Here is a 23645-nt window from a genome sequence, read left to right on the forward strand (position 1 = left end):
GGGTTTAAGCAAATGAATCGATTGATAAAACTATTTATTGGTTTTACTTTACTCAGTCTCTCATTTTTGACTGGCTGTACATCTGAAGAAAATGTAGAAGTGAAACCCATTCTGGAGGAAGAAGAAGTATTTAGTTTCGATATGAATGAACTTCCATTAATCACATTTAGCGAAGAAGGAATGAAGATACTTAACAGAGAATCCATACCAAAACTTCCCGACGGATACCCGTTTCCTTTTGAACCAGATCAATTATATGAAGAGTACGAATTAACGCACACAGAAGATTTACTCCGAATCGAAGCGGATGATACAGTTTACGAGTTGAGTATTATAGGGCCTAGACTTTTTTTAGATGAGGAAAGTGATATAGAATTGAATACTAAAGTCTATCTGTTGGATGAATCAATTGAGTTCAATTGATTTCACCTCGTTTAGATGCAGTAAGAGATAATTTTTGAATAGATGATACAGTGATCTCACATTTCAAAAAGATGATGAAGTGGTTTCGAAAAGCAGAATAAACATAAAAACTGTCACTGTTGATAAAAATTTTTATTTCTAAAACCAACTTCAGCACCTATAGATATAGTCCCTTTATAGTAAACAGAGAGTTCAAAATTTCTCATACAGCTATAAAGGGGATTTTCATGAACTATTTCATGAATTATTATTAAATCGAATATCTTAACAGTCTTAATTTGGGTTTGATTCAATAGAAATGGAAATGTTGAATAAGAAAATCAACACAGTACAATACTTAAAATATTTGCAGTGGTGTATATCAAAGTATAATCATTTTTTTATAAGGGAGTATTTGAAGATTGAAAATAGGAACAATTGTTAAAGAAAAAAGGAAAGAACTTTCTATGACGCAAAAAGATCTTGCTGAAGGAATATGTGTCCAGGCATTAATAAGTAGAATTGAAAATAATGAGGTAATTCCTAGTAGTGAAAAACTTGAAAAAATAGCAAAAAAATTAAATCTATCAAGAGATTTTTTCTCAAAAAGCAATTATTCTGAAATTGAACATGAAGAAGTAAAGATTGATATGACTATTGATATAATAAAAAAATACCTTGAGAAACGTGATTATAGATCTATTGAATATTTGATAGAAGCTAATAAATTTAATATTGAAAAATTAGAAAACCAAAGTAATATTCTGTTTTTTAAATGGATTGAGGCGACGTTATATCATCACAAAACAAAAGATAGTGATAGAGCATTAGCAATGTTAAATAATCTTCCTTTGTTTGAGAGTGATGTCGAAATCTCTATACAAATTTTAAACGCAATAGGAAGATTGTATTATTTGAGAGAAGAATATGATAATGCGATAGAAGCCTTTACTAAAGGGTTGCAACATTTATTCGAGTTGAATAACAATAATTATTTTATTAAGTCTAAACTGTTATTTAATTATTCTTTGGCAGCATTAGAAGTTGGAAATATAAAAAAAGCCTTAAATATGATTAATGAAGGAATTGAGTTGTTAGTTGAGAACTCTTCTATATACCTATTAGGAGATTTTTACTATCAAAAAGGAAGAATATTTAGGGAAATGCAAGATTACTCAGAAGCAAAAGAGTATTACAAAATAGCTTTTAGTTTGTTTGTCGTACAGAATAATGAACAATTTAAAAATCTTACTCAAATTGAAATCAATGAAATTAATTTAGAGATTAAAGAAAGGAGAGATTCTGATGATTAAGATATTAAAAACAATGTGCGCTTTATTGATGATGTCTATGTTATTAATTAGTGTGAAGCCTTTTGGTGGGAACCTTCCGCCAGTGGAGCAAACGAGTTCAATATCTGGGATAGCTTATTTTTAAAGTAGCAGGAGGTACCGTTAATTATAGTGGTCAAGTCACTTTCGGCAGAGATTCAGCTGGATCTATTTCACATATCGAGTGTGACACCATTATCATGGATGACCTGTCGAAATCCGACACCATTCCATTCAATGAGATCCACAACTCCAACGTGTCACTCGAACACGAAGCGAAAGTATCTAAAATTTCAGAAGAACAACTTTACTATCTAATGAGTAGAGGACTCGACGAAGAAACCGCGACGGAAATGATAGTCATGGGATTCGTTGAACCATTCACCAAAGAACTCCCAATGGAATACGCCGTTGAACTGAACCGTCTCATCAGTTATGAGATGGAAGGATCAGTAGGTTAATAAAAAACCGGAAGCCTCGCAGCGATGCGAGGCTTTTTCCTATATTTAAGAGCTTTAATAAGGAAAAAAAGACTGGTCAGTCTTTTTAGGGACTCGTTCATAACGAGTAGTCGTACGAAGTGGTCTCGAAAATAGTTTTGAGACTAGTGGATCTAGTAAAACTGAAAGAAGCGGTTCTGCTGATCCGGTGATAATCGACTCTTTTTCAGATGGTAAACTTGATGAGGAAATATAGTTTAATGTCAATTGGAATAAACCCTTAACATAAAGTCAAATTCCTTATTTATCAGAGTAAGCTCTGCGTTTTGACCTAACTATTTTTGACGAAACTGACTATCCCATTCATGAAATTATAGACTTACAATGGTATGCAGAAGAAAACGAAGACAATATAAATGTGTTCGTAGACTGACGATGGTATTAATTTATATGGAATGTTTTTGTAGATGCACTTGATAGTTTTGAAGATATATGGTGAGTAGCTAGTTTTGAAGTAGATACTCATTAAATTGGAAGTGAGGAGGTCTAAAACGGAATATAAAACTATTGGTCATAAGCCTAAACAAGGAAATGTTGTAAGGATAAACGCCAATACGAGATCAGATTTTTGAAAGATTTTGTGAATTTATATAGTCAATACTTTGCGAATTAAATTAATACATGATATATTTAAGGTAATAAATTTAAGGAGGAATGTAAAATGAGATTGCGACTTGAGACTTTGAATCGTTAATTTAATAACTATTCAAGGTCCTGTTTATATGACAGATACAAGGGAGCAATTTATCCATTTTTCATTTCTCAACAGAGAAAGTCTATTTGTCGAAAGAGATAGCAGGTCTATCTCTTTTTTTGTTACGCAAAATTAGTAGGAATGCTCCCTCTGAAGTATAGAACACGGCCTTTTTCAAAGGAGTGTTCAACTATGCAAGAATTAGCAATTGATATAAAGGATATCGAAAAGAGCTATAATGGTAAAACAATATTGACCATTGATCATTTGAGAGTCTATCAAAACGAAAAGATTGGTATCGTAGGGGAGAATGGACAAGGTAAAAGTACATTGTTAAATATTATCAATCAATCAACTCAGCCAGACAAGGGACAGGTGTATGTAATTTCTGATTTTCAGTATTTTAAGCAAATCGATCATTTTAGTGATACAAATTTTGAAAAAGTGGATCCGGAATTAATATCTAGACTTAAAGTTCCTGATTATACAGCATCGAAATACAGTGGTGGCGAAGACACACGTGCAAGACTGGCTGAGATATTTTCTAATTATACGACTGGAATGTTGATGGATGAGCCCACCACACACCTAGATTCTGAAGGTGTACAGTATTTAATCAATGAATTAACCTACTATTATGGAACATTGCTTGTTGTTAGTCATGATAGGAGTTTTCTGGATAATGTTGTTCACACCATTTGGGAAGTCAAAAACGGGTCTGTTAATGTTTATAATGGCAATTACAGCAGTTATTTGAAACAAAAAGAACACGATGTACTTGAGCAAGAGCGTGAATACGAAAAGTTTCAAAAGGAAAAATTGCGTTTGAAAGACTCAGTTTTAAAAAAACAGAGACAGGCTCTGAAAATGAGTAAAGTAAGTCAAAAGAAGAAAAATAAAAATATAAATCCTGGACGCCTTGCTTCTTCAAAGGAAAAAGGTACTGTTCAAAAAGCAGCACAAAAAACAGCTAAAGCCATCGAGAAGAGAATTGATAATTTGGACGAGATTGAAAAGATTACCAAGGTACAAAAGATTCATTTCCCAGATACCAAAACAATTGACATTCACAATCCCTTTCCAATAATGGGAGAGGCAGTTATCATTGAAAAAGGAAACCAGGTTATCTTGGATAATGTGGACTTCCAGTTTAAACTAGGGAAGCGAATCGGAATCTCCGGACCTAATGGGTCAGGTAAAACAAGTTTATTACAACATATTATCGAAAATAATGAGGGAATTACTTTATCTCCAAAAGTAAAATTTTCTACTTATAATCAGATGGATTATAAATGTATAGAAAAGAAATCAGTGATAGATTATTTAATGAACGAGACAGAATATCAGGAATCCTTTATTCGAGCTATATTAAATAACTTAGGATTTGATCAAAACGCTATTAATAAATGCACTATGGACTTAAGTGGCGGAGAAAAAACTCGTTTAGTTATAGCTAAGTTGTTTACGGATCCAAGCAATGTCTTGATTCTTGACGAGCCAACTAATTTTATAGATGTTGAGACTATAGAGGCATTGGAAAAATTATTAAACGCATATAAAGGAACTGTCATCTTCACCTCACATGACAATTATTTTATGAAAAAAGTCGCTGATGAAGTTTGGGAGATAGAGGATAATAAATTGATACTAAAAGAATATTAGAAATACTAACATTGCAGTCACTTGAACACGAAGCGAAAGTATCTAAAATTTCAGAAGAACAACTTTACTATCTCATGAGTAGAGGACTCGACGAAGAAATCGCGACAGAAATGATCGTTATGGGCTTCGTTGAACCGTTCACCAAAGAACTTCCAATGGAATACGCCGTTGAACTCAACCGTCTCACCAGTTTTGAGATGGAAGGATCAGTGGGTTAAAAATTTTAAAAGAAGCGAAGATGTATAAGTCTTCGCTTCTTTTTTGCGTCCTAAAGTTATTGAGCAATAATAACTTTTGGTATACGATATAATAAAAATAAATTAGAAGAAAGGGTGAGCTGATATGAAAACGAGGAAATTAGATAATGCGATCTTATTGCCAGTTCCTAGTAAGTTCAACATTAAATCTGACCAAGAGTATGTGGCTATTAAAGGTGAGATGGGTAGCCTCACGTATGTTCCTAAAATGAAGAATATATTTAGAGAAGCAGTGGATAATAACGGAGATTTACGATTCGAAGATGAGTTTGAAGACGATGCACGGTTAATGGGAAGAGAAGAAGTCTGAATTGGGGCATGATATTAATGGTTACCCGGTGACCAACGAGACTACGTTATGGATTTGTGTGGCTGTTTGGTGTACAATAGACACACAGATCGAAAGGAGGGCTATATATGTCCCAAACTGAAGAGAAGTCGAGAGTGTCTTTCCGGACAGATGCAAAATTGAAGGAAGAGGCGACGAAAGTATTATCTGATATGCAGCTGGATTTGACCACTGCCTTTAATTTGTTTTTGGATCAAGTCGTTAAACAAAACAAGCTCCCTTTCGAAATTACGAATGAAACGGCTGAAGAGAAAGAAATAAAGGAAATTAGAGCTAGAGTATTTGAGGGGATAGCTGATGCTGAATCAAATAGAGGAGTAGACGCAGAATCGTATTTGAAGCAATTGAATAAGAAAAAGGAAACACTAGAAAATGAATAACTATAGAGTCTTCCTCACTCAACGTTCTTTGAAAGACTTAGAAAATATTTAGGCTTACATTTCTGATGAATTAGGTAGTCCCGTTGCTGCTGTCAATTTAGAAATCAAGTTGACAGAGGCAGCTCTGTCTCTGAAAGAAAATCCTTATCGTGCACCGAAATTTTCTGAAGAATATGATCTCATTCCAGAGAAAGACATTCGCAAGCTTATAGTCGATAATTACTTGATTCTCTATTATGTGGAAGAGAGTCAGAAAGTAGTTCAAGTAGTAACGATTTATAATCGACTAATAAAGGACTAATAAAGGTATTTAAATAACAAGATTGTGACTTGCAAGAAGAGAACTAAGCGTCATGGGATCCGTTAAAGCTTTCACTAAAGAATGCAAAGTGGAATATGCTGTTGTGTCTCATCAGTGACAAGAGGCATGGATCAGTAGGTTAATAAGATATATAAAAGCCAGAAACAGTGTAAAATCTGTTTCTGGCTTTATTGCGTCGAGATAACGAGTATGAACTTCTTATTAGTTTAAGATCAATCCTCACTGCCCTCAATGACTTCTACAAAGTTCCAAGTTGTCCCGGCATCATCAGACTGGTATAGATAATAGGTGTCATGCATGTATTCTGAAGTGGGGTTTGGATAAAGCCGAACGAACAGCGAACCGTTCTCTTCATAAGGGAGTTGAGGTATTGGCGAAGAGACATCTTCTTCACTATCATTCATGGACACATCCGGATCCGGAAACTCGACTGCAGATACCACTTCTCCAGCATCGTCTGTACGGAAAAGAATTGCTTCAGACTGGCTTCTCATAGACAAGATGAAAAAACCTAAGGCTTCATCAAAAAAGACTATGCCTGAGCTTTCGCCAGATCGTCCGTCAAATGGATCAGGATTCACAGTTTCCCAAATCATCCCTCCGTCAGCGGTCCGGTCTAATCCGTACCAACGGCTTCCAGTAGCCGCATCAGTGACCGTCAGGCGGTATCCCAGTTCCTTAGTCAGGAAATATACCTCCTGTTGACGGTCGTCCAATTGATAGCCCAGAGATACCTCACGTTCAGTTTCACGTGCCTGACTCTCTGCTGGACCACTCAATGAGCGATCAATAAAGCGCATTGGTGTCGTGTCGTTTGTTCTTCCCGGCAGGAATAAGGAAACGGTATAGCCAATGATCTCATCGTTGGCTGTCTCAAGTGCTACAGGACCATTGTCTTCCACATAGTAAATGCCCTCTGTATTGTACCCCCATGTTCTATAACCCGCATAATAAATACCAAAAATTTCTTCTTCAGGCCATTCTTTTATCAGCTCGCTAATAGGTAACTGGTCTACCGTGTCAACAAGGGGAGAAAGGAGCCAATCCTCGTCCGTGTCATAAGTGTCTTGTGGTTCATTTCTCAGTACGGTGAGCTGATTGGTGTTGGAAGTAGACGTAATAAGAAAACTTTCGAATAGTCCTTCCTCGTTTTCCCCTACTACTGGCATATAAAGGGATTCAATGTCTCCATTTCGGTTGAATTCCAATTCGACGGTTGAATAAGCATAAAGTTTTTCCGGCAAATCGATTTCGGCATCGATTTCAGCTAAGAGACCGTCTAGACCCTGACTGATAATATCTGTTTCTTCAAGATCTATCGTCGTCTCTGTTTGCCATTCACGAATTTTTCGGTGAAGTGGCGTTCCCCACCATTGTGAGATCTGATACGTCTGAAAGCCTGTATAGACAGTCATTCCGATAAGTGAAACAACTGCAAACCAGAACCAGTAAGCACTCATTTTTCTGAAAGTATCTGACTGGTCAAGGGCTCGCTTTCTGATTCTCTTTCTGAAGAACAAACACAAAAGGAACCAGACAAGTAAGCTTCCGGCAATGACAATAAGAACGGGTACCCGTCTAGCTGTGCCGCCATATTCAAAAAAGTTCAGAAGGATAGAGCAGAAGATGATATAAAGAATCACAATAATCGGATTGAGCACGAGCGCTTTTGCACTAAAATTGTTTTTCAATGATTTCTCCTTTCGTCTAGAGTGGATATAAAATGATAAAATAAAAAAGACTCTAAAAGATTCTATTGAGCATTTTATTTGATAAAAAAATCAATCCTGGTTATTTTTCCAGTCACGGACTGTTTTTACATAAGCATTGAAAAGACCTTGTGCTGCCTCACTGTTGTGGATCATCAGTTCTGGGTGCCACTGGACACCAAGCGTAATATGCTGATCGTCCTTGCTTTCAAAAGCCTCGATCAATCCATCATTTGACCAGGCAACAGGACGAAGATTCGTCGCCAGCTGTTTGATTGCTTGATGGTGGTAGGAATTGACAAGCGCTTTGGCTCCGTATAACTGTCCCAGCCATGAATCGTTTTCGATCGTGATCGAATGAGCTGCCGTTTCTGGAGTAGACTCTTGTACGTGCTGTAAGTTTAAGTCAGGAATAAGAGAGACATCCTGATATAGGGTCCCGCCAAAAGCGACATTAAAAATTTGCAGGCCGCGACAGATAGCGAGGACCGGTTTGTTCTGAGTCCAGGCTTCTTTAATGACGGCTATTTCAAACTGGTCACGTATAAGACTAGTATCCTGTAATTTAATATGAGGTTCTTCACCGTAAGTTAAAGGTGAGACGTCTTGTCCACCCGCTAAAAGGACGGCATCGACACTTTCAACATAGTGTTTGGCATCCTCTTCTTTGGAAATAGGAAAAACGACAGGCAGTGCACCAGCCGTCTGAAGACCTTCGATAAATCCGTGAGGCCTATAGGTGATCGGTAGACTAGTATACCGAGGACTAAAGTTCGTCAAAATATTTCCGGGTATTCCTATTACGGGTTTCATGTGAAGTCATCCTTTCGAGCGCTTGAATGTTCAGATTCTTTAATCTCTATCGTATCATAGTTTCAGTCATTTAAAAAAATGTTTTTGAATTTTACGTTTGAAGTTATACTTGAATGGAGAATCGTGCTCAGTTTTCATCATACATCATATCAATGATTCCTTAGCTTCGAATAAATGGTATACTTAAAACCGATTATCTAAATCCAGATGAAAAAGATGATATTCCAGGAGGGCCTATGTTTTATTTATTTCTTGCCATTTTATGCAGTGCGTCGATCGCGCTTATTTTTAAATACACAGAAAATACAGATACAAATCGTTATGTGATTACAAGTGCCAATTACTTTATCGCCTTTGTCACCAGTTTGATCATGATCGTATATAGGAGACTATTGGACGGCGTAGTCCGTGAGATGCCTTTTATAGATGATGTCGCATTGTTTATGGAAAACGATCAGCACATCTTGTCCCCGTATTCCAGTATCATCTGGGGGATCCTGATCGGCGCAGTGGCCGGCATATTCTTTTTCCTCTCGTTCGTCTACTATCAGAAAAGTGTCAGAGACAATGGGGTAGGGATATCCGGGACGGTCGCAAAGTTAGGGATACTTATACCAATGATTTTCTCGATACTCATCTGGAGAGAATTTCCGACGTCTGTTCAGTGGGTAGGGATCCTACTATCCTTAGTATCGATCGTTGTGATCAACCTGTCTAAAAAGTCGATCAAGACATTCGATTTCAAACCGACCGTGCTGCTTCTGTTTATCTTTGGGGGCATGGCAGAATTTTCCAACAAGATCTATCAGAAGTATGCCTTGAATGACTATAAAGACTTTTTTCTTTTCACGATATTTTTCGTCGCTTTTTTGATCAGTGTCTCGTATACCGTGAATAAAAAGGCGAAGGTCAAGTTGAGTGATATCCTGACAGGTTTTGCCGTGGGGATTCCGAACCTGTTTTCATCTTACTTTCTGATCTTGTCACTCGATACACTGAAGACCTCAGTGGCTTTTCCGATTTACAGTGCGGGCAGTATCGTTTTGATCAATATAGGCGGTCTGCTCATTTACAGAGAAAGACCGGCTCCTAAGAACCAGCTGGCCATTGCTATGACTATCATTGCACTTATTCTAATCAATATTTAAAGCTGATAAGAAAAGCAGAACGAACCTGCCTTGGCTCCTGCGAAAAATAGGGAATGTGCCCTGAATGAGCAGCTTGCGCGCAATGGGTACATTCCTCTTTTTTCGCACGGAGACAGGTTCGTTCTGCTAGACAATATTATCGAAAGCAGAAAAGCTTATACTTTTCTACACTATAAAAACCTCGACATGTCACTTGGACACTTCGAGGTTTTTAGTGATTTAATTCGGCTTCTATTTGATAGCTTTGTATTCTATTTCCAGTGCACGTTTCACAGCAGGTCTTTCACTGATGCGGTCAGCCCATTCTTTTAAGTTCGTGTATTCGTCAGCTTTCAAGAATGTTGCGGCATCACCGTATAAATCCCCTTGAACCAGACGGCCGTACCAAGGCCAGATCGCCATGTCCGCAATCGTATACTTGTCACCATTGATGTAGTCTTTATCAGCTAAGTGTATATCAAGCAGATCCAGCTGGCGCTTGGTTTCCATTGTGAACCGGTTGATCGGATACTCCTGCTTCGTCGGGGCATAGCTGTAGAAGTGGCCGAACCCGCCGCCAACATAAGGCGCCGCCCCGATCTGCCAGAACAGCCAGTTCATCATTTCTGTTTTCTCAGCTAGAGAAGTCGGAATGAACTGGTCGAACTTTTCTGCCAAGTATAACAGGATATTAGCTGACTCAAAGACACGGATCGGTTCATCGGTTGAATGATCCATCATGGCCGGGATCTTCGAGTTAGGGTTGATTTTGACAAAGTCACTTCCGAACTGATCGCCTTCACCAATGTGGATTTTAAATAAGTCATACTGTGCTTCCTTGACGCCGGCTTCGTTCAGCTCTTCGAGCATGATGGCGACTTTCTGCCCGTTCGGTGTGCCTAATGAATAGACCTGCAGTGGATGTTCACCGACTGGAAGGGTCTGTTCGAATCGGCTGCCTGCGACCGGCTGGTTACCGAACTGATTCTTTTCGTCTTCGTTCCATTCCCAAGCTTTCGGTATTTCGTAGTCTGACATAGTATCCGCTCCTTATGTGATATATATTAAGTATACTGATTAACCGATTTTATAACAAGAAAACCGCCAGCTTGATACTTTCTGGAGAGAGGGCATAGATTTTATCTAAGCTGAAATACTTTCATACTTCTCTCTCAGCAAGGCCATCGATAAACTGTTATGATAGGTTCCTTTGATGAAATACTGCTGTCTTTTTTCGCCTTCGACTTCGAAGCCGACTTTTTGATAGATATGAACAGCTTTTTCGTTGAAATCCACCACATCAAGTGTGATCTTATTCAGGTTCAGCTGATAGAAACCGTAATCGACAACGCTTCTAACAACTTCTTCAGCGTAACCCTTTCCCTGACTGTTCTGATCCAGCATGATCGCAAAAACAGCTGTCCGGTGACGCGGATTGATATGAAAGAGACTGGTGTAGCCGATATTTTCATCATCCGCATAGGCGATGAATTGTCTAAGGGAATCGTCTTTTTGCCGTTCATCGAAAGAAGCAGTGAATTTTTCTTTGTTGGTATACGGTTCACTGAACCAGTAATCCATAATTTCAGGATTTTTCATCAGTGTAAGCAGGTAGTCAATATCTTCTTTTTCTGTAGGTTTTAAATAAACGTTTTGAACCATAATAATCTCCTCTAAATCTTTTTTTAAAACTGAACATAAGTGTATTAATAGTATCCGACCTTCTTATTTATTTCAAGTTTTCTGATTTCGTGAAAAGTTTCTGGAACAACATCTCAGTAAAATTGAATTTATCGAACACCGAGTGTGAACTAGAGAGACAGATGTGCTAAACTGACGGTGAACAGCTATAAAAAATAAATTTAGTTTCTTAAAAATATTTGGAGATGAAAACAATGAAAAATTACAAAGGCTATGCACTGTTGTCAGTTTTTTCGGCTACTGTGGCTTTGGCCATCACGTTTATGCTGAAAGCTGCGGTAGGTGTCGGGGCTTTTGATGCCGCTACCCAGTCTTTATCGTTACTGTCTGGCATTAAGATCGGGACCATTGCAATGATATTGAACCTTTCTTTTGTGCTCGGGCAGTTGGTCGTTCTGAAAAGAGATTTCGGTTTTGCCCGGTTTCTCCAGATCCCTTTAAGCATCCTGATCGGGATCCTAGTCAATTTTTTCTATTATGATCTGTTTGGCTTTGTTCAGATCAGTAACTATATAGTGGCTATGCTGGTCTATATCCTGGCATTGGTGCTGGCAAGTTTTTCTGTCAGTATGGTCATGACGCTGGACCTCGTGACTTTTCCAATCGAAAGTTTCTGCCTGGTCTTGACGAAAAAAGTGCCGTTAAAGTTCGCAGTAATCAGGCAAATCGCTGATATCCTGTTTATCGCTGTTTCTTTATCCTTGACCTTTATGTTTGATTTAACTCCAGCAGTTCGCGAAGGGACGGTCATCGGCATGCTGATTTTCAGTCCCATGATGGGGTTTTTCATCAGCAAAGTACATCCCGTCTTATCGAAGAACGGGATCATTGAAGAAGTTGGCACGTAGTCAGTAGTAGGTTAATGTATGTAAAGATTTTGGATCCATTTTAAAATAACTAAGGAGGAATACTATGTCTTTATTTTCATCTAACGTTTTCACGGGTAAGCATGCGCTGGTCACCGGAGCGACCGGCGGGATCGGTTACGAAACGGCGAAAGTACTGGCCGCTATGGGTGCGGATATAACGATCACCGGGAGAAAAGAAGAGGTATTAAATCAGCTTAAAGAAGAGATTCAGAGCGAGCAGCCGTATGCGAAAGTCGAGCTGGTCGTTGCTGACTTGGCCGAAGCAGATGACAGAGATAAACTGGTGCAGACGGCACAGGAAAAACTGGGACCGATCACCTTATTAGTAAATTCAGCCGGTATTTCGGGAGGCAGTGTAGTAGAAGAGCTGACTCAGGACGTGCTGGAGCGCATCATGCATCTCAACTACACGGTCCCCATCCTTTTATCTCAGCAAATTTACAAAACGATGAAAGAACATAACGAAGGGGCCATCGTAAACGTCTCCTCTCTGTCTGGACTTAGAGGGACCTATGCCGGAACTGCTTATGTCGGATCGAAGTTCGCGCTCAACGGCTTTACCCAGTCCTTTGCATTAGAAGCTATTGAACACAATGTCCGAGTGAATGCAGTCTGTCCAGGATATGTCGACACCGAGATGGGAAGATCAGGTATCCGTTCAAAAGGTGAACGTGAAAACCATAGCTTTGAAGAACAGTTTGATATCGAAAGCAAGAACTTGCCTTCTGGACGTATATCTACGCCAAAAGAAGTGGCGAATACGATCGCCTTCTTACTGTCAGACGCTGCAGAAAACATCGTTGGAGAAGCTGTCAAGATTTCAGGCGGCTCTGTTATGCGCTAATGAATCACTTAAAAGCACGTGTTCGTCTTTAATGCCAAAGATGAGCACGTGTTTTTTCCATGTTAAAGTGACTAACCCTCTCTAATTTTAAGGAAAAGGATAGAGGCCTGTTGAAATAATATCTCCATGTCGTATAATCAAGAGACACGGCTAAATTTAAAGCCTGAATCATCTGATTATAATGGAAACCTTAAATAAATAAGTGGAGATGAATGGAATGAGAATTTATAAAAGTCTGGCGCTGATGGCACTCTTTATTACTCTGGCAGCTTCAGGCATTGCGCTGATGCTTAAAGCAGCTGTAGGGGTCGGTGCATTTGACGCCGCGACACAATCATTATCACTCGTTACCGGGATAAGGATAGGAACGATTGCCATGATCTTGAACCTGAGTTTTGTTGCAGGGCAATGGATCATCTTGAAGAAGGATTTTGGGTTTAGACACATGCTGCAAATACCACTCAGTATCTTGCTGGGGACGATGGTCAACTTTTTCTACTATGATTTCTTCGGTACGCTCGCTGTTGAAAGTTATATCCTGTCATTGATCATGTATGTCGTGGCCTTAGTCTTAGTTTCCTTTTCTACAGGTATCGTCATGGCCATCGATTTAGTAACGTTTCCCATAGAAAGCTTATGCATGTCGCTGGCTGAGATCATTCCATTCAAATTCGGCACCCTGAGACAGCTGTTCGATGTCTTAAGTGTCGTCCTCTCAGTAGTTTTGACTTTGATTTACGGTTTAGCGCCATCGATAAGAGAAGGAACAGTGATCGGTATGCTGATCTTCGGTCCTCTGATGGGCTTCTTCATTAATAAAGCACAGCCGATATTGAAAAAGACCGGAGTAGTCGAGAAAGTTAGAGCTTAGACGTATTTCTTTCATGTTATTAGTCTACTGTTCCAAGGAAAAACGCTGATAAAGGATTATAGGCGCAAGTTTTTGATCTATTTAGTGTAAGAACCTGTTCCAAAAGTGTTATTGGAACAGGTTTTTCGTATATCTCGTTTAGAAACATGTTCTAATAACCATATAAGAACATCTTTATCTTCAGTTATCTCCATAAAGGTGTTCCAATAATCATATAAGAACATGTTTATTATGAGTTTCCTTCGAAAACATGTTCTAATAACGATATTGTAACAAGTAAAATGCAGAAATTGGGATAGAAGTTGTCGCAATATGAAGATTAGCGCCACTTCTGATAGGAAATCCACAGAAACTTGTCGCTAAGACAGTAAATTTAACAAACAACAGATAGTTTAATAAAACATAAAGATTTAAATAATGAAAAAGGACTTATCGCGATAAGTCTTTTCCTTTTTAGGTTATTTAACGGTAATGAGTAGACTTGGCGTAACTGGTTTTCTCATATGTCGCATTTAAGAGCGCTGCTATTCTTCTCTTTGTCAGCATCTCGCCGCACCACTCATACATCTTTTTACTTGTGATGAGTTTATCAGAAAATAAGATTTTAAATGCCTCGACCTGAGACAGAAATAACTCGTTTATGGGTGTTGAGGTACCGCACGCTCGACAATCTCCTTTTTTAGTCGTAACAACCAAATCAAAAGATCCGCAGCGACTGCACAGCAATCCTTTCTTTAACTCTTCGAAACTATAGCTAGGAAACTGCCTTTGATAAGGCAGTTCTTGTTGACACTCTTTGATCAATTCCTGTGCAATACTATATATTCTATCCGTTAAGGTTCCTGACTGACGGCTCATTGTAGTAAAGTGATATTCAATCTGTGAAGGGAAGATAAAAGGGTCCGAGTTCTTCGCCTCGTAAAGAATAAAACTGGGGTGAATAAATACGACAAAAGATTTAATTGGCAAGTTAACATTCCACTTTTTAAGAACTTTTGATAAAAGCATAGCTGTCCGATTCAACTGATTAACAGGATTATCGATATCCTGACCGGAAGCAGTAAGGAAATGACTGTTTTGGTTTGTGAAATTGCCTTGATAATTTTTTACTTCATATAAATAAAGCGCATCTGAAGTCAGCAGAATTGAATCAATTTGAAAAGGCGTACTTCCTAATATCAATGATAGGTCATTGATAACTATGATGGTCGTGGAGATAGATCTCTCCATGAGAGAATCAAGTAAAACTTCTCCATCAAAACCTTTTGACATAATAGTCAAATGCTGTTTTTCTAAATAAGGGAGAGTCATCCGCTTATTTAGCAGCTCTAAAACTGTCAGCAGTTCTGGTCTTTCTCTTGCTTTTAATAGTTCCATTTAAGCACCTCCGTAATTATAATATTGTCTTTTCCTTAGTTTTCTCACTAAAAAAGATGGAGAAAAATTAGATTCAAGAATATTATAACTAGGAAGGTGAGATCAATAATAAGCTAAAAAGCTGGAATAGAATATACTTACTTTAAGTACAAACCACAAATTCATCTCTAAAATTCATAAAACTCAATCGGAACCCATTCGTCTGGTCGCCGAACTTCTGTCCTTCCGATACGATGATGTTCTTTTCCAGCAGCGCCATCAGTATCGCATCCACTTCTTCTTTCGTTTTATCCGGGAACCGGCAGTACAGATGAAAGCCGCCTTTTGCCGGTTGAAAATCGATAGCATCTCCAAATTCTACTCGCAGCCATGTCTCCATGCTGCGGGCTCTTTTTTGTAATTCGGTTGTGATTTTATTCTGATGTTCATCCATCTCAGTACGCAGGAAGTGGTCAGCCATGAACTGCGGCAGGAAGCTGAGTTCTGAGTCGGTCTGCAGGCGGATATCTGCCAGTTCTTTCAGTATAGTTGGGGGACCAATCATCCAGCCGATACGCAGATGATGACCGGCTAGTTTTGACAAGGTGCCCAGATAAATGACCTGTTGCTGCCGATCCATCTTTTTCAATGGACTGTTGTCGACGGACGCATCAAAGGTTAGACCGCCATAGGCATCATCTTCAACGATGGGGATGCGTTTCAGAAGGCAGTAGTCGAGAATCTCCGCTTTCCTCTTAGGACTCATAACCAATCCGGTCGGGTTCTGGAAAATCGGATTCAGTATAATCATTTTTAGTGGATGATTGACGGATGCTTCCTTTAATCCCTGTACAGTCATGCCTTCTGTATCCACTCGAATAGGAATAATACGAAGCCCCGCTGCCTGAAAGAGTCTGAGTGAATAAAAGTAGGACGGCGCTTCGATTCCAACAGCATCCCCCGGTTTCAACAGTCCTTGAGAAATAAGAAACAGGGCATTCTGCGTCCCTGAAGTGATCATGATCTCTTCCAGCGGTACGGCCATCTGATATGTTTTTTTCAAATACGACTGTACACTTTCCCTTAAAAAATAAATACCGGTATTTCGTGGCGTTTGTTCTTTTTCCTGCTGGACCAGTTCTTTCCAGGACAACTGAGGCGCCTTCAGTTCCGGCAGCAAGTCAGCCGGCAGGACACCTCGAGACAGGTCTAGAACCTTATCCAGTCTCTGTTCACGACGTTCATCAGCTGCCTTCTCGTATGCACTCTTCCTTTTTATATTGCCATTAGTCAACGAAGTTCCCCAGTTGATCAGTGGCTTTGTCTGCAGGCCCCATTTATCCGGATTCACATAGGTCCCGCTGCCTTTTTTTCTAATGAGCACGCCTTGAGCCGTCAGTTCCTCCATGGCCCGGATGACAGTCGACCGGTTCACATCCAGTGCCTCAGCCAGTTTCCGCTCAGAAGGTAGACGGGTTCCGGGCCCGAGTTCACCCGCCTTGATTTTTTCTTCTGTTAAAAGCATGATCTCCTGATACAAAGGCAGGGAACCATCCTGACTGATAACCCACTTATCCATGATAAAATCTCTCCTTTAAATCTTTTCATTAGTGTACCACGAAATTGGATGGGTGGGATATAGTCCAATTGGTTGTAGGGCACAGAATCTTTCTTTTGTATACTTATAACCAGTAAGAGTAATACACACATTTAGGAGGAATTAAATATGAGTAATAGAAAAGTAGGAAGCGATAGAGTCAAGCGCGGCATGGCAGAAATGCAAAAAGGCGGCGTCATCATGGATGTGGTCAATGCCGAACAGGCTAAAATCGCAGAAGCGGCAGGCGCCGTTGCGGTCATGGCTTTGGAGCGCGTCCCATCTGATATCCGTCAAGCCGGGGGCGTCGCACGCATGGCCAACCCTAAAATCATCGAAGAAGTCATGAATGCCGTCAGTATCCCGGTCATGGCTAAAGCCCGTATCGGCCATATCTCCGAAGCACGCATACTGGAAGCGATGAACGTAGACTATATCGATGAAAGTGAAGTCCTTACACCGGCGGATGAAGAGTTTCATTTACTGAAATCAGAATACGTCGTGCCATTTGTCTGCGGCTGCCGTGATCTAGGTGAAGCCTTGCGAAGAATAGGCGAAGGGGCATCGATGCTCCGTACCAAAGGTGAGCCGGGGACCGGAAATATCGTTGAAGCCGTGCGTCATATCCGTAAAGTGAATGGCCAGATCGCTAAGTTGTCATCCATGTCTAACGATGAACTGATGACCTTTGCCAGAGACCTCGGCGCGCCATACGAATTAGTGAAAGAAGTGAAAGAGCTCGGCAAATTGCCGGTCGTCAACTTTGCGGCAGGGGGCGTAGCTACACCAGCCGATGCAGCCCTGATGATGAGCCTGGGTGCAGACGGTGTGTTCGTCGGTTCAGGAATCTTCAAATCAGATTCTCCGGAAAAATTTGCCCGTGCCATCGTCCGCGCGACAACAAACTATGAAGACTATGAATTATTGGCTGAACTGTCCAAAGATCTGGGCGAACCAATGAAAGGGATCGAGATCAGTCATATAGGTGAAAAAGAACGAATGCAGGAACGCGGATGGTAAGAATAGAAAAAACAGTGGGTGTCCTCGATGTCCAGGGCGCAGTCCGAGAACACCTTCTGGCTTTGAAAACTTTGGGAATCAAGGCCGTCTCAGTCAAACGCCCAGAAGATTTTAATGGACTGGATGGATTGATCATCCCCGGTGGCGAATCCACAGCCATCGGCCGACTGATCCGAGAGCAGGGACTGGAAGACCGTCTGCGTGCTTTTCATAACGAAGGGAAGGGGATTTTCGGGACCTGTGCAGGCCTGATCCTCTGCAGTACGGATGACAGTCACAAAACGAACGATCTGCGGCTTGGCTTTATCGATATGGAAGTGAAACGGAACGGCTTCGGCAGACAAGTCGCCAGCTTTGAAATGCCGCTCAAATTTGAAGGCATCGATCAGGAAGTGGAAGCCGTCTTTATCCGCGCTCCTTATATTCAGTCTGTCGGACCCGGGGTAAAAGTTTTGGCTGCTGTCGATGACAAGATCGTCGCCGCCGAACACGAGAATGTCCTCGTGACAGCGCATCATCCTGAACTGACTGAAGACTATGCAGTCCTGATATATTTCCTGGATAAGTTTGTAGATGAATCGGAATTTAACGAATAATATAAAAATAAATAAGATAGTAAAAAGTCTTAGAAACGTAAATCTCAACGTTTCTAAGACTTTTTTTTTGGAATGGACCAAAATACTTAGTCCATAGAGTCCATTATCTCTTCCTGGATATCATATTCTATGAAATCTTTCTGGTCAGTAATGACTTCCCCGTCACTGGTTTGAATAATGATACGCGGGTGAGTGTCTCCGTCCGAATAATCCGAACGAAGGTAAAGTTGTCGATAGAAGCTGTCCAGAAAAGCAGCAAGAAAATTAGTGGTCATATCAGCATACTCTGAATCATCATCATTGGTTAGAGTGATCTCGAGTGTGTCACCTGAAAAGTCGACATTATTGATCCTGACATCCATGTCCTCCTCTTCTTCATAATCTTCGTTGAAGCTGCGCTGCAGTTCAGTAAGACTGGCGTCAAACTCGCTTCGAGTCAAATGGACATCGTCCCAGTTTATTTCTTCAAAATCCTGATCCATGATGGCGCTCAAATCCACAGCCTCATCTGTATTCGCTTCGTCTTCGGTCGGCTCGCTGCTCATTTCCGTGTCTTCCTCAGCAGCATCTGTCTCGGTTTCCATATCGTCTTCAGCATTGTCTGAGTCCATCTCATTATCTGTCGTTTCTGAATCACCTTCAGTTTCTTCAGTGTCTGTTTCCATTTCTTTTGCCGTATCTTCAGTCTCCGTTTCGATCTCTTCGTCCATATCGGTTACTTCTTCTGTCGCCGGATCGGTGGTCTCATCGTCCGCACCGCCACATGCACTGAGCAGCAGAGTGCCTGCAATCATTAGTCCCAATCGTTTGCGCATGATATATACCTCCCCTGATTAAAAAAAAATAGGTGAAAACGGAATGGATGTATTGCTGTATGTTCAGAATGACGTGATCATGTTCAGTATTGAGGCAACGCATAATGGTCAGGCACAGGAGAAGGGGATCGATCATGATTGGTCCGTCATTTTCCTGATTCGGTTCCTCTCAGTCTGAATCGCTGCCTGTTTTCACGGTGTCTTCAGCTTGATTTTCAGTTACGCCAGTCTTCCTCCGTTAATCCATTTTTATCTGCCTCTATCTCTATCACGACGTTTGTTTCACCATCACCCTCTCCGTAGGTATCTGGAACAGGCGTTTCCCGTTCAGTATCACAAGCCCCAAGCAGCAAGGTACTTACCATAAATAGACCTAGAACTGTTTTTTTCAAGGGGATCCCTCCTTTTTTATTATGTAAATAAAGGATGATTGAAAAAGTGCTGGTTTTCCATAGTAAAGGATCAAGAGGATATCGGTAGCAGGTGACTTGTAAGCGTGCAGTTAGTAGGGATGTAAGCGAATGGACTGTCGTTGGTGTCTGTTGAAAGTAACTAAGTTAGGAAACTTATAGTTTAATCTTCTCACATTTAAAGGGGATTGTAAAAAGTAAGCCTTCTTTTATGGCGCTTTCCGCCCATATCACTTGTGACATTAAAAGGGGTTTTGTTAATATGAAATTAACGAATAGGAAATGAAAAAGCTAGGAATGTATCAATCGATTTTGGTTGATAAGAAGTAGCTTTGGAAAAAAGAGGTGAGGATAACAGTATAGGACCGTTTTGATCATTGACCATTGACCCAGACTTTTAGAAAGCGAGGCGAACAATGAAGATAAATACAAAAAGTAAGCTTTATACAGTGGTAACTTCCGCAGCGATCGCCGGAATGCTGTCTGTCGCAACACCTGTTGCTGCAGCTGAAACCTATACCGTTCAGTCAGGTGATACCTTGTCTGAGATCGCTCGGGACTACGGGACAACCGTTGACAGCTTAGCTTCCGCTAACAACATTTCAAATCCCAATTATATTGTCATAGGACAGACTTTAACGATACCGGGGACGAATGGCGAAAGTGACAGTGACGGCAGTGAAGACACGTCTTCCAGCAGCTATACCGTCCAGTCAGGGGACACGTTATCCGTAATTGCACGTGACTATGGCACAACAGTGGATGCTCTTGTTTCTGCCAACAATATTTCGAATCCTGATCTGATCTATGTCGGACAGGTACTGGAAATACCGGGAACGAACAGCGGCAGCGACAATGGCGGAAGTGACGGTGATTCTGGTTCGGACCAGACACCATCGGGCACGACCTATACCGTCCAGTCAGGTGACACCTTATCTGTGATTGCACGCGACTACGGCACTTCAGTTGATGCGCTGGTTGCAGAAAATAACATTTCAAACCCGAACCTGATCTATGTCGGACAAGTCTTGGAGATTCCTGGGACAAGCAGTGGGGACTCTGATTCCGGTGATTCTGATACAGCCCAATTCCCGACCTCACCGAGTCAAGTTTCGGCACCGACCTATATCGATGACATCCTGATCGTCAATAAAGGGATCCCACTGCCGGAAGACTATGCGCCAGGTGAAAATTCCTATGCCAGAGCTGAATTCGAGCTGATGAAAGATGATGCTGCGGCTGAAGGCATAACTTTAACGGCCTTCTCGACCTATCGAAGCTTTGACTATCAGGAAAGTCTGTACAATAATTATGTAGCCGAAGACGGTCAGACAGCCGCAGACAAATATTCTGCCAGACCTGGACACAGTGAGCATCAGACCGGACTGGCCTTTGATATCGGCGGATCTGATCCGGCTTATTATACGTCTGAAGCTTTCGCAGATAGACCTGCCGGCATCTGGTTGGCGGAGAATGCCCATGAGTATGGATTCATCCTTCGATATCCGGAAGATAAAGAACACATCACCGGCTATCAGTTTGAACCATGGCAGTACCGATTCGTTGGGCGTCAAGACGCTCAGAACATTCATGACAGCGGACTGACATTGGATGAATACCTTGATGCGGTTTATCCAGATTATAGGTATTGATAGTCGGATAAGAACTGGATCGTCAGTTTAAACATTGATAGGTTAAGATATAAAGTAGAAGAGGTGGCCCATTCGTTAATGAATGGACCACCTCTTTTAGTCGTGTGTCCGGCAAAGTCCTACCATGATTCTGAGGTTTTTCCAGAAGAGAAGTCAGGGATGTCAGTGCCAATCCAAAATCAATACTGAAAAGTTGGCTTTAGTAAGTGAGAGATCATGCTATCTTAATTTCTGTGAGTAATCATAGAAACTATGTCAAAATTAATGGATATCCCAGTAAGAGATGTCAGAGACTTTAAAACGCGATGGATCATTGATTGTCCTGTTAAATAAAAAAAGCGATGTGAATAGGGTACTCTTTCGAAATTACAAAAAAGCAAAAAATAAAGTGACACAAGTGTAACTTTAGTGTACACTTACATGTGTAAGTTATTTTTTATAAGAAAGAGGGATATTAATGACATTAGCATTAAAAGAACTCCTTTATTCAAAGGGGCGATTCATTATGATAGGGTTGATCATTGTCTTGATCTCCTGGCTGGTCTTTATTCTGTCCGGTCTGGGCACAGGTCTGTCAACTTTGTCAACAGGTGTACTTAGTCAGGCGGATTTTACAGGGATCGTATTTGAAGAGGGCTCAGAATACAGTTTGTCAAAATCCAAAATTTCTGGCTCACTATCGGAAGAAGTTTCAGCTCAGGAAGGCGTGTCGGATACGGCAGCGCTCAGTACGTTTAATACGTCTATTCGAAAAGCTGGTACAGCTAACTCAAACGAAAAGATTACAGATATCGTATTGATCGGCATTGCTCCAGATTCCTTTATGGAGCCTGATTTAGTAGAAGGGAATAGATGGAACGGGAGTGAAGAGAATCAGGTAATTGCAGATATTTCTCTAGAAAACGAAGGGTATGCCATCGGCGATTCGATTACGTTCAGTGGTACAGATAAAGAAGTGACGATTGTCGGCTTTACTAAGGATCAGACCTTATATCATCAATCATCACTGTATGTATCGATGGATAAGTTCCGAGATATACGGTTTCCTAATGCTGAATCTGCAAATGGCATAGAAAATGTCGTAAGTGGAATAGCTGTTCGGGGTGAGGATATAGATATGCAAGCACTAACTGAACCGGGATCCGGGATAGAATATGGAACAAAAGAAGAAACGATCAATGCGATACCAGGTTATGTAGCTGAAAATGCGACGATAACAATGATGCTTTGGTTCCTAATGATCATTTCAGCTTTTATTCTCGGCGTGTTTTTCTATGTGCTGACCAATCAGAAAACCCATCAGTTTGGCGTGTTGAAAGCCATAGGCGGAAGCAATGGATTCATCGTACGTTCTGTGATTTCTCAAGTCTTTTTTCTGGCTCTAATCAGTATTCTTCTCGGTATTGGTCTGACCTCTCTGACTGTACTGATTTTACCTGAAACGATGCCATTCCAGCTGGAGGCAGAAATGGTCAGTATATATAGTCTCGTTCTACTGGGCATCAGTATTTTGAGTTCGCTCTTTTCAGTAGCCAGAATTTCAAAAATAGATCCATTGACAGCTTTAGGGAGGGCAGAATAATGACAGGTATTCAATTGAAAAATGTTACAAAACGCTATAAAGAAAATCAGTTTGAAATTACAGCATTAGAAGATGTTTCTGTAAACATTGAAGCGGGTGAATTTGTGGCTATAGTCGGCCCTTCTGGATCAGGAAAAAGTACCTTTCTGAGTATTGCCGGTGCGTTATTGAAACCGACTGAAGGTCAAATATTGATCAATAGTAACGATATCACTCACTTTGATGAAAAAAAGTTATCTTCTGTGCGTTTGAATCAAATTGGATTTATTCTTCAGACAGCGAATTTGATCCCTTATCTTACTGTTCTGGATCAATTGCTGATTGTCAAAAAAATGCAGGGGTCAGTTTCTAAAGCCGATAGGATCTTTGCCTTAGAGTTACTAAAAGATTTAGGGCTGGCAAACAAAGAGAATAAATTTCCAAATGAATGTTCCGGAGGGGAACGACAGCGTGTGGCAATAGCGCGGGCATTTATGAATGATCCGGATATTATTCTGGCAGACGAACCCACCTCAAGTCTGGATACAAAACGTGGACATGAAGTGGTTCAGCAAATGGCAGAACAAGTGAAAATGCGAGGAAAAGCAGCGATAATGGTTACGCATGACGAAAGAATGTTGGACTATTGTGACCGTGTCTACCGGATAGTGGATGGGAAGCTGACAGAAGAAAATCATCTAGCTTGAGCATGAAAACTGAAAAGAAAAGCCATTCAAACATTTGATATGCTCCCCTTATAGTAGACAGAGAAATAATAAAAATTCTCTGACACTATAAGGGGAGTTT

24 protein-coding genes and 2 pseudogenes are annotated in these 23645 nt (G+C 40.6%); 18 read left to right on the top strand and 8 right to left on the bottom strand.

Translation table 11 applies throughout. The features are described 5' to 3' along the window. Nucleotides 1-12: 12 nt before the first annotated feature. From AB4027_RS03280 to AB4027_RS03315, 8 genes and pseudogenes are all read left to right on the top strand, one after another. Complete coding sequence (locus AB4027_RS03280) at nt 13-423, top strand: hypothetical protein (protein ID WP_368645956.1); 411 nt, start codon at nt 13-15, stop codon at nt 421-423. A 401-nt stretch (nt 424-824) separates the two neighbouring features. Next, a complete protein-coding gene (locus tag AB4027_RS03285) occupies nt 825-1715 on the top strand; it encodes a helix-turn-helix domain-containing protein (protein ID WP_368645957.1) in 891 nt (296 codons plus the stop codon). Between the two features lie 131 nt (nt 1716-1846). Continuing rightward, nucleotides 1847-2194: pseudogene (locus tag AB4027_RS03290) on the top strand (SufD family Fe-S cluster assembly protein); the annotation flags it as partial. Between the two features lie 925 nt (nt 2195-3119). Further along, nucleotides 3120-4589 (top strand): ribosomal protection-like ABC-F family protein, encoded by a 1470-nt coding sequence (gene abc-f, locus AB4027_RS03295; protein ID WP_368645958.1) that lies wholly within the window; start codon nt 3120-3122, stop codon nt 4587-4589. A 17-nt stretch (nt 4590-4606) separates the two neighbouring features. Next, a pseudogene (locus AB4027_RS03300) lies at nt 4607-4807 on the top strand (SufD family Fe-S cluster assembly protein); the annotation flags it as partial. Nucleotides 4808-4931: 124 nt separating this feature from the next. Then, complete coding sequence (locus AB4027_RS03305) at nt 4932-5156, top strand: AbrB family transcriptional regulator (RefSeq protein ID WP_368645959.1); 225 nt, start codon at nt 4932-4934, stop codon at nt 5154-5156. A gap of 107 nt (nt 5157-5263) precedes the next feature. Continuing rightward, a complete protein-coding gene (locus AB4027_RS03310) occupies nt 5264-5575 on the top strand; it encodes a type II toxin-antitoxin system RelB/DinJ family antitoxin (RefSeq protein WP_368645960.1) in 312 nt (103 codons plus the stop codon). Between the two features lie 58 nt (nt 5576-5633). Further along, entirely contained in the window at nt 5634-5876 is a 243-nt protein-coding gene (locus AB4027_RS03315) for a type II toxin-antitoxin system RelE/ParE family toxin (RefSeq protein ID WP_368646397.1), read from the top strand. 233 nt (nt 5877-6109) lie between these two features. Here AB4027_RS03315 and AB4027_RS03320 read toward each other — a convergent pair whose 3' ends face one another. Both AB4027_RS03320 and AB4027_RS03325 read right to left on the bottom strand, forming a co-directional pair. After that, nucleotides 6110-7588 (bottom strand): hypothetical protein, encoded by a 1479-nt coding sequence (locus tag AB4027_RS03320; RefSeq protein WP_368645961.1) that lies wholly within the window; start codon nt 7586-7588, stop codon nt 6110-6112. A gap of 90 nt (nt 7589-7678) precedes the next feature. Further along, a complete protein-coding gene (locus AB4027_RS03325; protein ID WP_368645962.1) occupies nt 7679-8419 on the bottom strand; it encodes a gamma-glutamyl-gamma-aminobutyrate hydrolase family protein in 741 nt (246 codons plus the stop codon). 236 nt (nt 8420-8655) lie between these two features. Between AB4027_RS03325 and AB4027_RS03330 the strand changes: the two genes are divergently transcribed. Continuing rightward, nucleotides 8656-9567, top strand: a complete 912-nt coding sequence (locus tag AB4027_RS03330; RefSeq protein WP_368645963.1) for an EamA family transporter — start codon at nt 8656-8658, stop codon at nt 9565-9567. A 231-nt stretch (nt 9568-9798) separates the two neighbouring features. On the opposite strand, the gene yghU is transcribed toward AB4027_RS03330, so the two are convergent. Beyond that, on the bottom strand, nt 9799-10584 hold the full coding sequence (gene yghU, locus AB4027_RS03335) for a glutathione-dependent disulfide-bond oxidoreductase (RefSeq protein WP_368645964.1): 786 nt from the start codon (nt 10582-10584) through the stop codon (nt 9799-9801). 105 nt (nt 10585-10689) lie between these two features. Next, nucleotides 10690-11208 carry a GNAT family N-acetyltransferase gene (locus tag AB4027_RS03340; protein WP_368645965.1) on the bottom strand — a complete coding sequence of 173 codons (519 nt, stop codon included), beginning with the start codon at nt 11206-11208 and terminating at the stop codon, nt 10690-10692. A gap of 233 nt (nt 11209-11441) precedes the next feature. Between AB4027_RS03340 and AB4027_RS03345 the strand changes: the two genes are divergently transcribed. From AB4027_RS03345 to AB4027_RS03355, 3 genes are all read left to right on the top strand, one after another. Continuing rightward, a complete protein-coding gene (locus AB4027_RS03345; RefSeq protein WP_091486439.1) occupies nt 11442-12095 on the top strand; it encodes a YitT family protein in 654 nt (217 codons plus the stop codon). A gap of 64 nt (nt 12096-12159) precedes the next feature. Next, nucleotides 12160-12960 (top strand): SDR family NAD(P)-dependent oxidoreductase, encoded by an 801-nt coding sequence (locus tag AB4027_RS03350; RefSeq protein WP_091486437.1) that lies wholly within the window; start codon nt 12160-12162, stop codon nt 12958-12960. Nucleotides 12961-13177: 217 nt separating this feature from the next. Then, nucleotides 13178-13831, top strand: coding sequence for a YitT family protein (locus AB4027_RS03355; protein ID WP_368645966.1), 654 nt, complete (start codon nt 13178-13180; stop codon nt 13829-13831). A 462-nt stretch (nt 13832-14293) separates the two neighbouring features. Here AB4027_RS03355 and AB4027_RS03360 read toward each other — a convergent pair whose 3' ends face one another. Both AB4027_RS03360 and AB4027_RS03365 read right to left on the bottom strand, forming a co-directional pair. Continuing rightward, on the bottom strand, nt 14294-15208 hold the full coding sequence (locus AB4027_RS03360) for a nuclease-related domain-containing protein (protein WP_368645967.1): 915 nt from the start codon (nt 15206-15208) through the stop codon (nt 14294-14296). Nucleotides 15209-15350: 142 nt separating this feature from the next. Then, nucleotides 15351-16766 (bottom strand): PLP-dependent aminotransferase family protein, encoded by a 1416-nt coding sequence (locus AB4027_RS03365; RefSeq protein ID WP_368645968.1) that lies wholly within the window; start codon nt 16764-16766, stop codon nt 15351-15353. A 147-nt stretch (nt 16767-16913) separates the two neighbouring features. Between AB4027_RS03365 and pdxS the strand changes: the two genes are divergently transcribed. Both pdxS and pdxT read left to right on the top strand, forming a co-directional pair. Then, on the top strand, nt 16914-17804 hold the full coding sequence (gene pdxS, locus AB4027_RS03370) for a pyridoxal 5'-phosphate synthase lyase subunit PdxS (RefSeq protein WP_368645969.1): 891 nt from the start codon (nt 16914-16916) through the stop codon (nt 17802-17804). After that, a complete protein-coding gene (gene pdxT / locus AB4027_RS03375; protein WP_368645970.1) occupies nt 17798-18400 on the top strand; it encodes a pyridoxal 5'-phosphate synthase glutaminase subunit PdxT in 603 nt (200 codons plus the stop codon). The genes pdxS and pdxT overlap by 7 nt, the downstream gene beginning before the upstream one ends. An 86-nt stretch (nt 18401-18486) precedes the next feature. Here pdxT and AB4027_RS03380 read toward each other — a convergent pair whose 3' ends face one another. Further along, nucleotides 18487-19215 carry a hypothetical protein gene (locus AB4027_RS03380; RefSeq protein WP_368645971.1) on the bottom strand — a complete coding sequence of 243 codons (729 nt, stop codon included), beginning with the start codon at nt 19213-19215 and terminating at the stop codon, nt 18487-18489. Nucleotides 19216-19258: 43 nt separating this feature from the next. On the opposite strand from AB4027_RS03380, the gene AB4027_RS03385 reads away from it, so the two are divergent. Beyond that, nucleotides 19259-19393, top strand: coding sequence for a hypothetical protein (locus tag AB4027_RS03385; protein WP_368645972.1), 135 nt, complete (start codon nt 19259-19261; stop codon nt 19391-19393). A gap of 37 nt (nt 19394-19430) precedes the next feature. Here AB4027_RS03385 and AB4027_RS03390 read toward each other — a convergent pair whose 3' ends face one another. After that, on the bottom strand, nt 19431-19607 hold the full coding sequence (locus tag AB4027_RS03390; RefSeq protein ID WP_368645973.1) for a hypothetical protein: 177 nt from the start codon (nt 19605-19607) through the stop codon (nt 19431-19433). A gap of 434 nt (nt 19608-20041) precedes the next feature. On the opposite strand from AB4027_RS03390, the gene AB4027_RS03395 reads away from it, so the two are divergent. From AB4027_RS03395 to AB4027_RS03405, 3 genes are all read left to right on the top strand, one after another. Continuing rightward, nucleotides 20042-21277 carry a LysM peptidoglycan-binding domain-containing protein gene (locus AB4027_RS03395; protein WP_368645974.1) on the top strand — a complete coding sequence of 412 codons (1236 nt, stop codon included), beginning with the start codon at nt 20042-20044 and terminating at the stop codon, nt 21275-21277. A gap of 457 nt (nt 21278-21734) precedes the next feature. Beyond that, on the top strand, nt 21735-22859 hold the full coding sequence (locus AB4027_RS03400; protein WP_091488969.1) for an ABC transporter permease: 1125 nt from the start codon (nt 21735-21737) through the stop codon (nt 22857-22859). Continuing rightward, nucleotides 22859-23545: an ABC transporter ATP-binding protein gene (locus AB4027_RS03405; RefSeq protein WP_091488967.1), complete on the top strand. Its 687-nt coding sequence runs from the start codon at nt 22859-22861 to the stop codon at nt 23543-23545. Before AB4027_RS03400 ends, AB4027_RS03405 begins: the two co-directional genes overlap by 1 nt. The last annotated feature ends 100 nt before the right edge of the window (nt 23546-23645 follow it).

This window comes from Alkalibacterium putridalgicola (genome assembly GCF_040959045.1).
Lineage (GTDB): Bacteria > Bacillota > Bacilli > Lactobacillales > Carnobacteriaceae_A > Alkalibacterium > Alkalibacterium putridalgicola.

Excerpts from the sequence above, each read along its gene's own strand:
- AB4027_RS03395 (WP_368645974.1), top strand. The coding sequence starts at position 20,042 with ATGAAGATAAATACAAAAAGTAAGCTTTATACAGTGGTAACTTCCGCA.
- AB4027_RS03355 (WP_368645966.1), top strand. The coding sequence starts at position 13,178 with ATGAGAATTTATAAAAGTCTGGCGCTGATGGCACTCTTTATTACTCTG.
- AB4027_RS03345 (WP_091486439.1), top strand. The coding sequence starts at position 11,442 with ATGAAAAATTACAAAGGCTATGCACTGTTGTCAGTTTTTTCGGCTACT.
- AB4027_RS03340 (WP_368645965.1), bottom strand. The coding sequence starts at position 11,208 with ATGGTTCAAAACGTTTATTTAAAACCTACAGAAAAAGAAGATATTGAC.
- AB4027_RS03385 (WP_368645972.1), top strand. The coding sequence starts at position 19,259 with ATGGATGTATTGCTGTATGTTCAGAATGACGTGATCATGTTCAGTATT.
- AB4027_RS03380 (WP_368645971.1), bottom strand. The coding sequence starts at position 19,215 with ATGCGCAAACGATTGGGACTAATGATTGCAGGCACTCTGCTGCTCAGT.
- AB4027_RS03405 (WP_091488967.1), top strand. The coding sequence starts at position 22,859 with ATGACAGGTATTCAATTGAAAAATGTTACAAAACGCTATAAAGAAAAT.
- AB4027_RS03360 (WP_368645967.1), bottom strand. The coding sequence starts at position 15,208 with ATGGAACTATTAAAAGCAAGAGAAAGACCAGAACTGCTGACAGTTTTA.
- AB4027_RS03305 (WP_368645959.1), top strand. The coding sequence starts at position 4,932 with ATGAAAACGAGGAAATTAGATAATGCGATCTTATTGCCAGTTCCTAGT.
- AB4027_RS03350 (WP_091486437.1), top strand. The coding sequence starts at position 12,160 with ATGTCTTTATTTTCATCTAACGTTTTCACGGGTAAGCATGCGCTGGTC.
- pdxT (WP_368645970.1), top strand. The coding sequence starts at position 17,798 with ATGGTAAGAATAGAAAAAACAGTGGGTGTCCTCGATGTCCAGGGCGCA.
- AB4027_RS03280 (WP_368645956.1), top strand. The coding sequence starts at position 13 with ATGAATCGATTGATAAAACTATTTATTGGTTTTACTTTACTCAGTCTC.
- AB4027_RS03330 (WP_368645963.1), top strand. The coding sequence starts at position 8,656 with ATGTTTTATTTATTTCTTGCCATTTTATGCAGTGCGTCGATCGCGCTT.
- AB4027_RS03310 (WP_368645960.1), top strand. The coding sequence starts at position 5,264 with ATGTCCCAAACTGAAGAGAAGTCGAGAGTGTCTTTCCGGACAGATGCA.
- yghU (WP_368645964.1), bottom strand. The coding sequence starts at position 10,584 with ATGTCAGACTACGAAATACCGAAAGCTTGGGAATGGAACGAAGACGAA.
- AB4027_RS03365 (WP_368645968.1), bottom strand. The coding sequence starts at position 16,766 with ATGGATAAGTGGGTTATCAGTCAGGATGGTTCCCTGCCTTTGTATCAG.
- abc-f (WP_368645958.1), top strand. The coding sequence starts at position 3,120 with ATGCAAGAATTAGCAATTGATATAAAGGATATCGAAAAGAGCTATAAT.
- AB4027_RS03325 (WP_368645962.1), bottom strand. The coding sequence starts at position 8,419 with ATGAAACCCGTAATAGGAATACCCGGAAATATTTTGACGAACTTTAGT.
- pdxS (WP_368645969.1), top strand. The coding sequence starts at position 16,914 with ATGAGTAATAGAAAAGTAGGAAGCGATAGAGTCAAGCGCGGCATGGCA.
- AB4027_RS03400 (WP_091488969.1), top strand. The coding sequence starts at position 21,735 with ATGACATTAGCATTAAAAGAACTCCTTTATTCAAAGGGGCGATTCATT.